The sequence below is a fragment of the Candidatus Poribacteria bacterium genome, from assembly GCA_021295715.1.
GTDB lineage: Bacteria > Poribacteria > WGA-4E > WGA-4E > WGA-3G > WGA-3G.
Map to the genome: position 1 here is coordinate 1 of JAGWBV010000057.1, position 14135 is coordinate 14135.

Sequence of the window (14135 nt, forward strand, 5' to 3'; positions counted from 1 at the left end):
TTAGAGTCTTTATGAAAGGATACCTGCTTTTCTGCTTTCTATCATCTTAATTCTTAAAATTGTCCAAACTTTAGTATTATATATAAAGAGTCGTTTTTGGTCAATAAAAAGGCTCAATTGGTTCAGAGGCGTTCGGGAATATGTGTCCGGAGCACCCGCGGGACGTGCCGACTCCTTTTAAGAGATTATCTGAACTGGGGTTCCGCGCGACAAGAGTCGGGGAGACGAGGTGTTTTTGCTTGGTGTTTTTGATAGGGTATTTCTGCGTATTTCTGTGGATTTCCCCAAGGAAACCTCGCCTGCGGTTGAGAGGTAGGGCATCTATATATCTGACGGAACCGGTGATGAATCCTCCTAATACAAACAGGAGGACGCGAATGGATGTTACTCTGATGGGAGATCGCTATTCAATATAAACTCGACGAAGGCTTCTGGATCTTGGCGGCAGTTTTCAAAAAAGGCATCCATATATTGATAGACCATATGTGTGAGCCTCCGCTGTGCTAAAGACCCTTTTTCAGTATTTTCCAGTAAACCTTCCATTACCTTGATTTCGTTCAACAGCCTCTGTTCACAATTCGGATCAAGTTTAAGGAGCCGCGTTACTTTGCCTTGCTTAAGAAATTCTTTACCCATCAGTTTCATATTTGTAGACATAGGAAACTCCTTTGTTAAGTTTGCCAGTATTCTAACATTTTTAAGAAAGGAAGGGTATAGAAAAATGGAGGAATGCGCTTCGATTATGGATGTTTTGACTTGATTTTTTCTTGAAATCTGTTATGATTTTATCCATAGGATTTACAGAGTTGGGATTCATAAGTCCCCCCGATAAGGGGTGGGGAATGCCATCCGGCATTCATACCGTTGATTCTTTAGGGGGTGAAAGATAACATCGTGCTGAATTTGCGTAAGTCCTGACCCATTCAGAAATATAGTAAAATCCAAAAATATGTTTACAGTTCGTCACGGAACAAACACCCCACCGCCGCTGGCGAGGATTGTATCCTCGCCCATCTTTGAGTGTATAAGTAATTACGGGTTTTACTATAGTATTACGAAGAAAAGAGAACGCATGGCAAATTATCAAGAACTGGCAAATCTGGTTTGGAATGTCGCGGACGATGTGCTCCGCGGATTGTTCAAACCGCACGAATACGGCGACATCACACTCCCGTTTCTGGTGCTCCGCCGATTGGACTGCATCTTAGACGAGGACGGACGAAAAGAGAACGCCATCAATACATACAATCAGTTTAAAGACAAAGTACCGGAAGATCAACTCCCACCGATTATTCTGAGAGCGACAGGCACCAGTTTCTACAACACCTCCCAATACGACCTCTCCCGACTGGCAGACGATGCGCACAACATCCGTCTCAATTTTGAGAACTACATCGGAGGATTCAACCAAGACGTGCGCGACATCATCGAAAACTTCAATCTCGATCGGTTCATTGAGCGGTTGGAGAGAAACAACCGATTGTTCATTTTTTGCGATAAGTTCACCGAAATCGACCTACACCCGAATCAGGTAGATAATCACACGATGGGACAGGTCTTTGAGGAACTGCTCCGCCGATTCTCGGAGATGTCCAACGAGACGAGTGGGGAACACTACACGCCGCGGGATGTCGTGCGATTATTGGTTTCGCTGCTGTTTGCGGAACACCGTGAAGACCTAAGCGGGCAGGGGGTGATCCGTAGTATCTTCGATCCGTGTTGCGGGACAGGCGGCATGTTGACGATTGGGAAGGAATACTTCCGCGAACAGATTAATCCCGATGCCGATATTCGGTTGTTGGGTCAGGAGCTGAACGCCCAGACCTACGCCATCTGTAAGTCGGATATGCTCATCACGGGCGAGGATCCCGACAATATTCGACTCGGTTCCAGTCTCTCCGAGGACCAATTTCAAGTGGAACGTTTCGACTATATGATTACGAATCCGCCTTTCGGTGTGAGTTGGAAATCCGACGAAGCAGCGGTGAAAGCGGAAGCGCAAACCGCTACCGGTAGGTTCTCAGCGGGGACACCGCGCACCTCAGATGGGGCGTTGCTGTTCCTGCAACACATGCTCTCGAAGATGGAGGACAACGGAAGTCGGGTGGGAATCGTCTTTAACGGGTCGCCGCTCTTCACGGGGGATGCCGGGAGCGGTGAGAGTGAAATCCGACGATGGATCATCGAAAACGATTGGCTGGAATGTATCATAGCGATGCCTGAAAAGTTGTTCTTCAACACCGGTATCGCCACGTATATCTGGATCCTAACGAACCAAAAATCGGAAGCGAGACAGGGCAAGATCCAACTCATCAACGCCGTTGACTTCCACGACGAGATGAAAAGGAATCTCGGAGACAAAAACGCTCTCATTTCCGATAACCATATCCGTCACATCGTGGAACTCTACACCGATTTTGAAGAGACCGAGCACTCCAAAATCTATCCTAACGAGTTTTTCGGATACACGAAGGTGACGGTTGAGAGACCGCTGATTGAAACGCAAGAAATTTTGGGAGAGGAAACGGAGGTCGTTGTTCGGGACAAGGAGGGCAATCCGAAACCGGATACCAAACTGCGAGACGCTGAGCGTGTGCCGCTCACGGAGGATATTGACGATTACTACCAACGTGAAGTGAAACCGCATGTCCCTGATAGTTGGATAGACAGGAAGAAGGATAAGGTGGGCTACGAAATCAACTTCAATCGGTATTTCTACCAGTATACGCCGTTACGCTCACTGAAGGAAATCACGGACGAATTGTTGGCACTGGAGCGGAAAAGTGAAGGCTTGCTAAGTGAGGTGTTGGAATTATGAGGTGCGGATAGATTCCATTTGTCTGAATCGCGGATTTACACGGATTAGACGGATTCGCGCGGATTATTGGGTCTGTTCTATTAGGACCTTGAGAAAGGAAATCGTAAATGAACACGAACCTGAAACATAAAGATATAACGCAAAAGATCATCGGCGCAGCATTTGAAGTCCATAAGTTTTTAGGAAACGGCTTTCAAGAGGTGGTTTATCAACGGGCGTTGTCGATTGAGATGCGGAAAGCGGGATTGGAGTTTGATAGAGAAATTGAGCAGGACATTTACTAAAAGATTTTCCAAAGTCTATCGGGAGACGTATAGCAGATTTTGTGATAGCACAGAAAGTGTTGGTAGAACTGAAAGCAATTAGCGCATTGGAAAATGTCCATGAAGTCCAGACATTAAATTATTTGAAGGCGTATCGATTAGAAGTCGCCTTATTAATCAATTTCGGTGAGAAAAGTTTAAAATATAAGAGACTGATTCTATCACAACACAATGCCGTTCCTCGTAATTGAAAGTGTATTCATGGGCATTCGTCTGATCTTACCGTTTCTCCAAATCTGATATTGATATTCTAAAAACACTAAATAAAAACCGCAGTTCGACATGAAAGTGAAGTTGACATGAGCGATAACAAAATCCGCGAAATCCGCAGAATCCGCGATTCAGACATTATCCCGAATATAAAGAGAGCGGCGTAGAGTGGATTGGCGAAATACTAAGTCATTTTTAGGTATTAGCGTTCCAAACTTTGTATCTGTAATTGGGTTGGAAAGTTGGACGATGGCAGTTTGGAAGGTAGGAAGCACAGCGTTTCTCCCAGTCTTCCCGCTTCTTCACGCTTGCTCCAAATCTGATATTGGTATTCTAAAAACACTAAATAAAAACCGCAGTTCAGACATGAAAGTGAAGTTGACATGAGCGATAGCATCATCCGCGAAATCCGCAGAATCCGCGCAAATCCGCGATTCAGACATTATCCCGAATACAAAGAGAGCGGTGTAGAGTGGGTTGGCGAAATACCAAAGCATTGGAAAATAGTCAGAGGCAAGTTTATATTAACTAATAAAAAGGAAATAAACTCTGATTTCCAATGTGACAATCTACTCTCGCTTACTCTAAACGGTGTCTTGAGAAAAGATATGGATTCAACTGAGGGACTTAGACCAGATAATTATAGAACTTATCAGGTTTTCTACCCGGATGATCTTGTTTTTAAGTTAATTGATTTGGAAAACATTCAAACGAGTAGGGTGGGTATAGTTCCTGAAAAAGGTATTATGAGTCCTGTTTATATCAGACTTGAGAGTGAAAGTGATTTATATGAAAGGTATTATTTCTATCAGTATTATGATTTATATAAGAAGCACATTTTCAATTTTTTGGGAAAAGGTGTCCGTTCCTCACTGAGTCCATCGGATTTGTTAGAGATACCGTTGGCTTTCCCACCACTCTCTGAACAAACCCAAATCGCCAACTTCCTTGACCGCAAGACCGAACAGATTGACGAACTTATCCGCATCAAAGAACGACGGATAGAACTGCTCCAGGAACAACGCACCGCGCTCATAAATCAGGCAGTGACGAAGGGACTTGACCCGACTGTAGAGATGAAACCGTCGGGCGTGGAGTGGATTGGGGAGATACCAGCGCATTGGGAAGTAAAGAAAATTAAATATGTCGCAACTTTCATAAGTGAAAAATCCATGCCTGAGACAGATGCCATAAGAATTTCACCTGAAAATGTTGAATCGAAAACCGGTAAAGTCCTTAATTTTTTCAGTTCCTATGATTCAAACGGTGTGAAATTTCAAGTTGGGGATGTGCTATTCAACAAAATTCGCGTCTATCTCAACAAGGTGGTTTATGCAGAATATGATGGCTATTCTCTCGGTGAAATGATAATCATAAGACCTTCTTTACAAGATATTGGTAAATACCTCTTTTACCTGATGCTATCCAGTCGGTTCATTGAATACTGCGATTCTATATCCAGGGGCGCGAAGATGCCACGAACAGACGTTTATGATATTCTGAACGCACAAGTACCCATTACGTCACATCAAGAACAAACCCAAATTGTTGACTTCCTTGATCGCAAAACCCAGCAGGTTAACGAACTGATAGCAACAGGACATCGAAAAATCCAACTCCTGCAGGAATACCGTCAGTCCCTTATCTCCGAAGCGGTGACCGGCAAGATAGATGTCCGAAACGAGGTGTAGACCGATGCCGACGTATACAGAACAGAACTTTGAAGACCACATCGAACAGCACCTGAACCAGTCGGAATACCGGTCATTACAATCTACTGACTACGATAAATCCCTCTGCCTGATCCACGATGAGGTTCTTCAATTTATTCAGGACACGCAACCGGACGTATATCAGCGACTGGAACGCCAATACGGTGCCGATACACCGCAGAAACTCCTCGACCGTCTGAGCAGACAGGTTGCGAGTCGCGGCGTGCTGGACGTGTTGCGGAAAGGGTTTAAAGATAGAGGTTGTGATTTTAAGCTGACCTACTTCCGTCCGTCAAGCGGTATGAACCCCGACCATCAACGGCTCTACGAGCAGAACCGATTCTCCCTCATCCGACAACTACATTACTCGCAGCGGAACGAGAAATCGCTGGATATGACTTTGTTCCTCAACGGGTTGCCACTGGTGACGATGGAACTCAAGAACAGTCTCACCGGTCAGGTTTTCACGGATGCAGAAAAGCAGTATCGGACGGATCGGGATCCGAGGGAACCGTTGTTCCAATTCAAGCGGTGTCTGGTGCATTTCGCCGTGGGCAACGAGAAGGTCTCCATGACGACCCACTTGCGAGCGGACAAGACGCGGTTCTTTCCGTTCAATAAGGGCATCGAAAACCCCGTGAACCCGAACGGACACAAAACCGCCTATCTGTGGGAGGACATCCTACAGCCCGATAACCTGATGGAGTTAATCGACAACTTCATCCATGAGCAGGAGACCACAGAGAAGGTCTACGATCCCAGAATTGACGCGGTGAGAGATGTGAAGAGTCGCGTGCTCGTTTTCCCGCGCTACCATCAGCTCGACGTGATTCGTAAATTGCAAAAGGCAATCGTGGAGGAAGACGTTGGGCACAACTACCTCATCCAACACACCACCGGTAGCGGGAAATCGAACTCCATCGCGTGGTTGGCGCATCTGCTGACACATCTTTTCAGCTCTGAAACCGATACGAATCGGATCTTCGACTCCATCATCGTCGTGACAGATCGGCGTATCCTCGATAAGCAGCTGCAGGATACCATCAAGCAGGTGGAGCAGGTTGAGGGTGTGGTGCATGCCGTTGAGAAGACGTCAGCACAACTCAGAGAATTCCTTGAATCCGGCAAGGACATCATCATCTCGACGATTCAGAAGTTCAGTGTGATTGCCGAGGAGATTGGCAAACTTAAAAGCAAGCACTTCGCCGTGATTATTGACGAGGCGCACTCCTCGCAGAGCGGTGAATCCGCAAGGAATCTCAGGCTTTCACTCTCGCAAGGGATTGCGTTAGGCGTAACGGAGGATTATGCTGATGAGGTATCCGATATGGACGCTCGGATCCTTAAGGAGATGGAGATGCGCAGAATGCAGGATCATATCTCCTATTTCGGTTTCAGCGGCACACCGAAGAACAAAACCTTAGAACTCTTCGGTCGGAAGGACGATGAAGGCAACTTTCTCCCGTTCCACGTCTATTCCATGCGGCAGAGCATCAGCGAAGGCTTTACGCTCGACGTGCTACAGAACTACACCACCTTTAAGAGATACTTTGAACTCGTCAAAAGTGTCCCGGAGGATAAAGAATACGAGAAGGCGCGGACGCTTCGGAAGCTCACCAATTACGTTGACCTACAGCACCACAGCATTGAGACGAAGGCCCGGATTATCCTTGAACACTTCACGGAACGCACCGCTAAGACGATTGAGGGCAAAGGGCGGGCGATGTTGGTTACGCCGTCCCGACTTCACTGCGTCAGATATAAACTGGAATTCGATAGACAGATGAAAGAGATGGGGCTTCCCTACGGGTGTCTCGTAGCCTTCAGCGACACGGTGCACGACACCGATAACGGGCAGGACTACACCGAAAACGGGATGAATGCGTTACCCCCAAGCGTCTCCATTGCGGATAGTTTCAAGAGTCCTGAGTATCGGATCCTGATTGTGTCAAATAAGTTCCAAACGGGTTTCGATGAACCGCTCCTACAGACGATGTATGTCGATAAGCGGTTGGACGGGCTGCAATGTGTTCAGACCTTGAGCCGTCTGAACCGCGTCACCACCGGTAAAACCGACACGCTGGTGCTCGACTTTGTGAATGAACCCGATCAAATACAGGAAGCGTTTCAGCAATACTATCAGACCACGATACTCGCCGAGGAGACCGACCCGAATCGGCTGTATGACCTACAGAGCGAGTTGGAGGGGTTTGACCTCTACGATGACGGAACCATTGATGAATTCTGTCTTATCTTCTATGACTCGGATCAATCCGACGAACTTCTGCAAGGCGTTCTCGATGGCGTTGTTGAGCGGTGGAGTGAGCTTAAAACAGAGGACGGGGAGCAGTTTCGTTCTACCTTGCAGAGTTATATTCGGCTCTACGGATACATCTCGCAGTTGATTACCTTCACCGATGTAGCGTTAGAGAAATTGTATATCTTCAGTCACAGTCTCAACAAGAAGCTGCCGAGACGGGAACACTCCGATCTACAAGGTCTCCTTGCGTCTGTGGACTTGGATTCATTCCGTGTGCAAAAAACGCATGAGAGTCTACACCTCTCCCTTGAGGAGAGTGATAGCGAGGTCGAAGGGATCGGTAGCGATGTCGCACCCCGTAGGGAACCTGAGCAGGATTTCCTCTCCAATATTCTTGACGCGTTGAACAGTGCCTATCAGACGGATTTCACATCGGAAGATAAGGTTGACATTGAGAACGTCTACCAGAAGGTTCGTCAGCACACGGAACTGCGACAGGTCATCGCGGGAGATAATACGGAGACCAACAAACGGTATAAGTTTGATCAGGTGATTGATGAGATTTTATTGGATTTCGTCAATAACAAGTTGGAACTCTACACGAAATTGTCGAAACCTGAGATTAACGCGAATCTCAAGCGTCAACTCTATCAGGCGTATCTTGCACAACCCTAAATATCTGTAGGAAAAATCACCAAATCCGGACCTCTAAAGTTTGTAGTCGTGCGATTTGCGGCGTACTCGACCCGGGGAATGCCACACGGAGAACATTCATACCCGGGGAAGTGCATAAGCACTTCATACCGTTGATTCTGATTCATGCGACGCGCATTCATCGCACGTTCTTGCTGAACGCTGATCGCGAATCACTTTCCATCTTTCCCTTGACTGTTTTTACCAAATGCCCTATGATTGTAGATGTTTATTGTGGCATACATCCTTAAATGTCATAGGGCCTACGCATGTGCTCTTTTGTAGCACAAACTGTTAGTTTGTGTCCGTATTAGTTTTTTAGCCGCTCATAGTCTAACAGATCGGATTACAGTCCAAACTGCGTAAGTCCTGAAGAATAAAAAAACAAAAATAAAAAAGGAGAAATCTTCATGCAAGACCTCCAAGACTTGATAACACAACAACCCTACACAAATCTCATCACGCCCAAACGGATTGTATATGTAATCCTCGGTGTGATTGTCTTAGGGTGCTTAGCGACGAGTTTCTATACGGTGGAAGCCGACGAAATTGCGGTTGTGCTGATGTTCGGTAAATCCGTCCGACAAGCCGAACCCGGACTCCACTTCAAGCTACCGCTCGGTATTGAGAGAGCCATTAATGTTCCTGTCCGAAAGGTGTTCAAAGAGGAATTCGGTTTTCGGACGTTGAGAGCCGGTGTCCGCACGCAGTATGATACCCGTGATTACGCCGAAGAATCCCTCTTACTGTCGGGCGACCTGAGCATCGCCGATGTCGAGTGGGTAGTTCAGTATAAAATTAAAGACCCGAAAAGTTTCCTGTTCTTTGTGCGGAATCCGCAACGGGCTTTGCGCGACCTTTCAGAATCCGTGATGAGCCGGGTCGTCGGCGATCGGACTGTCACCGAAGTGTTGACTGTCGGGCGTATTGAAATCGCGGCAGAAGTTGAAGAACATCTTCAGCGATTGCTGGATCTCTACCAAACCGGATTAGATGTGGCATCCGTGACCTTGCAGGATGTGAATCCACCGGAAGCCGTGAAGTCCGCTTTTAACGCCGTTAACGAGGCGAAACAGGAGAAAGAGCGGTTAATCAACGAGGCGTGGCGCGATTACAACCAATCCGTTCCAAAAGCCAAGGGCGTGGCAGCACAGCGAATTTCCGAAGCACAAGGGTACGCCCTGAAGCGGGTGAACGAAGCGCAGGGCGATGCCGATCGGTTCAAGTCGATTCGCTCAGAATATCAGAAGGCGAAAGAGGTTACCCGGCGCCGACTCTATCTCGAAGCCATGCGAGAAGTCTTGCCACAGGTGAAAGAGATTTATATCATTGATGGTAACGCCAACGCACCTATCCCAATCCTGCAACTCAAAGAATAGCGCGCCTACAAAAGGAGTGTTCCAATGAATTGGAAAAAGATTATTATACCCTTAATTGTCATTGTAGTTATAGTGTTGCCAGTTGTAGCGGGTGTGTTCTATACCGTCTATGAAGGTGAACAGGTCGTCATTACCGAGTTCGGTCGTCCTGTTGGGCAACCGATCATCACCCCTGGGTTGAAAGTAAAAACACCCTTTATTCAGCAGGTACACCGCTTTGAAAAGCGCGTGCTTGAATGGGACGGCTCCCCGAACCAGATCCCGACAAAGGACAAGCGATTCATCTGGTTAGATACGACGGCTCGGTGGCGTATTAAAGACGCTCTCAAATTCTATCAGGCACTCGGAACGGAACAGTTCGCGCAATCTCGTTTAGATGACATTATCGATTCCGCAGCACGTGATTTAGTGACAGCGCAGTTACTGATTGAAGTCGTGCGGGATTCAAATCGGGTGTTAAGCCTGGATCTGGCAGTCCTTGAAGATGAAGAAGGGCAATCCAGCGAGCCGTTGGAGGAGATTCAGATTGGCAGGGAACGGATTACACGCATGATCCTTGAGAAGGTCCAAGAGACCGTTCCACAATTCGGCATTGAACTCGTCGATGTCCAGATAAAACGGATTAACTATGTAGACGAGGTCCGAAAGAAAGTCTTTGACCAAATGATTTCGGAACGGCAACGGATCTCTGAGAAGTACAAATCGGAGGGAGCAGGCGAAGCCGCTGACATCATGGGGCAGAAGCAGAAGGAGTTAGAGCGAATCCAATCTGAAGCGTATAAGGAAGCAGAGCAGCTTAAAGGCGATGCCGATGCGCAAGCCATTCAGATTTATGCCGAAGCACACGGTCAGGACCCAGAGTTTTACGCCTTTCTCCAGACCCTTGAAACCTATCGCCAGACGACCAGCGAGAGCACGAAGCTCATCTTAACAACGGATAGCGACCTCTATCGGTATCTCAAAAGCAGTGAAGTCCTCAGGCGTTGAGAGGCGTACCTGATATATAACGTGAGTGTCGTATTTGTAGCGTAAACTGTTAGTTTGCGCCTGATGGGATACAATCAGAATGAGGTTTCAGAAAATATTTCGGTAATGCTATTATGAAAAGCACTTGTAGGGGCAGGTCTTGTGCCTGCCCACATATTACTTCATTAACCGCACCGGGCATCGTTAGGAAATTACCGGATTAAATTCTGAATCTTCATTTATGGTCAACCAGAAGAATAAGCAGACATTCTCCCCTCCCCGGGTAGGCGAGGTTTCTAACCTCGTCGGTGCAGAGTGTGCAATTAATTCTAAAGTTTACCCTAGTTTGCGGCACGCGGAGGTGAAACGTGAGACGAATTCGTTATTGCGTCGCTATGAGTTTGGACGGCTATATCGCTGGACCCGACGGGGAGTTCGACTGGATTGTCATGGATCCCGATATCGACTTCGCCGGAATGACAGAGCAGTTCGATACCTATTTACTGGGTCGGCGAACGTTTGAGGTCACAAGCGGGCACGGAGAGGCGGCGATGCCCGACGGAGAAACGTTCGTGATCTCGCGGACGCTACAACAGCGCGACCACGAGGATGTCACAATCGTCGGTGAGAATTGGAGACAGGTGTTGCAGTCGCTCCGTGAGGAGAAGGGAAAGGACATCTGGCTGTTCGGTGGAGGGTCCCTGTTTCGGAGTCTCGCCGAAGAGGGGTTTGTTGACACGGTGGAGGTCGCTATCATCCCAATCGTGCTGGGGGGTGGGACACCGCTCATTGAGGAACCGTCCGAGCGAATTTCGCTGACATTGAAGGAGCACACGGTGTATGAGAAAACAGGAACAGTCGGGTTAGTCTACACCGTGAACAAGCCAAGTCAACCGTGAGTTGGGGATTCGCTATCTATTTCTGATTCAATTGCTACCCAAAAATGCCGTAGGTTGGGTTGAACGAGATTGAAAGGATAGATGAGTGGATTCTAAATACCATCAAATCCAACAGGGTGTCATATATACTCACGAACGCAGTGAAACCCAACACATTCTCACATCTGCAGCATTGGATTGTTGGGTTTCGCTATATCTATATGAATGGAGCATCGCAAATCAGGGTCTCCGATATAAATAGGATGGATCTGGAGTTTTACCGCTCAACCCAACCTACGTTACTGACAACTGATAACTGACAACTATTTTCCGTGAAGCGTCAACTCTCTCCTCTCAGTTTAAAAGCCGTTTGTATCGGACTCCTGCTGATTCCAGCGAATGCGATGTGGCAGATGATGGGGCTACGCTGGGACATCGCACACATGTCGATGATCTCACTCCTCTATAACACCGTCACGCTCCTATTCGTGCTGACAATCATCAACCGATTCGCAAAAAAAGTCTCGCCGCAACTCTCCCTTTCTACTGCCGAACTCCTGACGATCTATGTCATGTTGTGCCTCTCGACAGCTATCGGTGGACACATGTGCGTGCAGATCCTCCTCCCGATTATCAGTTACGCCTTCGCTTATGCATCACCAGAAAACGATTGGCAGTCCCTGTTTTGGCACTATATCCCATCATGGTCATCCGTCACCGATAAGCGCGGACTCGCCAATTTTTTCGATGGTGGCTCTACGTTCTATCCGCACCTTGAGGCATGGAGCACGCCGTTGTTATGGTGGGCACTCTTCCTCGCCGCACTCTTTTCGGTGATGCTCAGTATCAACTTCATCTTCCGAAGGCAGTGGACGGAAAATGAGAAGTTGAGTTATCCGTTGATCCAGTTGCCGTTGGCGATGGCGAATCCGAGGAGCGGGTTCTTCCGTAGCAAGGCGATGTGGATCGGGTTCGGAGTTGCGGCTGCCATTGATCTCCTCAACGGGGTGAATTACCTGTTCCCGCAAGTGCCGCGACTCAGCGGTATCCGTGCGTATGACATCGCCGATTTCTTTACTGTCCGCCCATGGAACGCAATTACCTGGTTCCCCATCGGCATTTATCCGTTTGCCGTTGGATTGGCGTTTTTCATGCCGTTGGAGTTGTCATTCTCCTGTTGGTTCTTTTACCTGTATTGGCAGGCATTTCGTGTGTTAGGAAGTGCCGTCGGATTGACAGCACCCTTCCCGTATGCCGAGGAGCAGTCTTTCGGAGCATATATCGGTATCGGTCTGGTAGCGGTGTGGAGTGCGCGTCGATACTTAACCCAAGTGCTGCGTAGTCTGTTTGGCGCGCGATCTACACTTGATGGCGGAGATGAACCGATCTCTTACCGCGCCGCGGTGGCATGGATGTTGTTGAGCATGGTGTTCCTTGTTGTTTTCTGCTACAAACTGGGGATGTCGTTGTGGGTCATTGCGACCTTTTTTGGGTTGTTCTTCGGGTTAGCGACGGGGATTACGCGGATGCGTGCCGAACTCGGATCACCCGTTCACGACCAACATTATGCCGGTCCCGACAGGATGATGTATTCGGTCTTCGGCGCGAAACGGCTCGGTGCGAGTAATCTGACGGGGTTGGCGTATCTCTACTTTTTCAATCGTGCCTACGATTGCCTGTTGATGCCGCACCATCTTGAGGGGTTGAAGATAGCCGAGCGTGCCGACATCGAAAACAAAACCTTCGCGAAGGCGGTCATCATCGCTATCGGTGTCAGCATTGTGGCGACGATCTGGGCATATCTACATGTCTCATATCAGGACGGGGTCTATACGGCATGGGCGGGTAGAGAGACCTTCAGTCGGCTCGGTAGGAGGCTCGTCCAACCTGCAGGTCCCGATACCGCAGTGCTGAGCGCAGTCAGTGTCGGGACGGTTATGGCGATTCTCTTGGCTTTTTTCCGTAGTCGGTGGATGTGGATGCCGTTCCATCCAGCGGGTTACGCCGTCACCAGCACCTTCACGATGAATTTCTTCTGGTTTTCGCTCCTCGTGAGTTTCATCTTGAAATGGATTATTACCAGACATGGTGGCATCGGCGGTTTTCGGAGGGCGGCACCTTTTTTCCTCGGTCTCGTGTTGGGTGAATTCGTCGTGACGACCTTCTGGGGCACCGTAGCGATTCTATTCCGTGTGGAGACCTATATTACGATTAATCTGTGAAACTTCTCCTCGCTGGGGAGGTTTCCTAACCTCGCCTATGAAGTAAACGTAGGAAGGATCTCTGAATCCCGATTACTGATACCTAATCCTGAAAATCCTTGAATCCTGTCCCCCGGATAAAGGGGATTTAGGGGGTTGTCCTGATTCAGACAATTAACATTACCCATTTATGGTGAATTATCAAAATTATACCATTTCTAAAAGTTTATATTCCATTAACCGCGCCGTTCATCCAGACCCTGGTAGGTGTGGAAATACCTTTCGGACATCAATAAAATGCGCCGTGAATATATGCTCTTCAGCCCTGTAGGGGCGGCATTTGTAGAAACACTTCCACAAAATATCGTGAAAAGTCCTTAAATTGACAGCTATGGTGCGGTTTCCAAACGCACCGGGCATAACCAAAAACAGTAGGACCTTTTAAGAGGAATCATCAATCAGAATTGGTATAAGTATACATTATTAATAGACTCGAGAATGCTCCATCCCCCGCTGGCGAGGTTTGATGAAGTTTAAATAAATATTTCGGTAATTTCATCCCGAAAAACCACTGTAGGGGGTTTTTGTTTGGGTGTTTCTTGGTCTTGTGCCTACCCACACATTACTACAAAGATGGCAACTTGGGTTAATCGAATGCCATTAGGCGGGGAGGGTGTCGGTATAGGAGGCGGTGA

General features: G+C 47.9%; 8 protein-coding genes and 1 pseudogene. 8 read left to right on the plus strand and 1 reads right to left on the minus strand.

Annotation, left to right across the window (positions count from 1 at the left end):
• Positions 1–384: 384 nt before the first annotated feature.
• Entirely contained in the window at positions 385–657 is a 273-nt protein-coding gene (locus J4G07_14530; GenBank protein MCE2415208.1) for a hypothetical protein, read from the minus strand.
• 415 nt (positions 658–1072) lie between these two features.
• Between J4G07_14530 and J4G07_14535 the strand changes: the two genes are divergently transcribed.
• From J4G07_14535 to J4G07_14570, 8 genes and pseudogenes are all read left to right on the plus strand, one after another.
• Entirely contained in the window at positions 1073–2818 is a 1746-nt protein-coding gene (locus J4G07_14535; GenBank protein ID MCE2415209.1) for an SAM-dependent DNA methyltransferase, read from the plus strand.
• A gap of 107 nt (positions 2819–2925) precedes the next feature.
• Positions 2926–3332 (plus strand): annotated as a pseudogene (locus tag J4G07_14540) (GxxExxY protein).
• Between the two features lie 627 nt (positions 3333–3959).
• Positions 3960–5042, plus strand: coding sequence for a restriction endonuclease subunit S (locus J4G07_14545; protein MCE2415210.1), 1083 nt, complete (start codon positions 3960–3962; stop codon positions 5040–5042).
• Between the two features lie 4 nt (positions 5043–5046).
• Complete coding sequence (locus tag J4G07_14550; GenBank protein ID MCE2415211.1) at positions 5047–7998, plus strand: type I restriction endonuclease subunit R; 2952 nt, start codon at positions 5047–5049, stop codon at positions 7996–7998.
• Positions 7999–8426: 428 nt separating this feature from the next.
• Positions 8427–9395 carry an FtsH protease activity modulator HflK gene (hflK, locus tag J4G07_14555; protein MCE2415212.1) on the plus strand — a complete coding sequence of 323 codons (969 nt, stop codon included), beginning with the start codon at positions 8427–8429 and terminating at the stop codon, positions 9393–9395.
• Between the two features lie 24 nt (positions 9396–9419).
• A complete protein-coding gene (hflC, locus tag J4G07_14560) occupies positions 9420–10382 on the plus strand; it encodes a protease modulator HflC (protein ID MCE2415213.1) in 963 nt (320 codons plus the stop codon).
• 374 nt (positions 10383–10756) lie between these two features.
• Positions 10757–11260 (plus strand): dihydrofolate reductase, encoded by a 504-nt coding sequence (locus J4G07_14565; GenBank protein MCE2415214.1) that lies wholly within the window; start codon positions 10757–10759, stop codon positions 11258–11260.
• Positions 11261–11571: 311 nt separating this feature from the next.
• Positions 11572–13461: a hypothetical protein gene (locus tag J4G07_14570; GenBank protein ID MCE2415215.1), complete on the plus strand. Its 1890-nt coding sequence runs from the start codon at positions 11572–11574 to the stop codon at positions 13459–13461.
• The last annotated feature ends 674 nt before the right edge of the window (positions 13462–14135 follow it).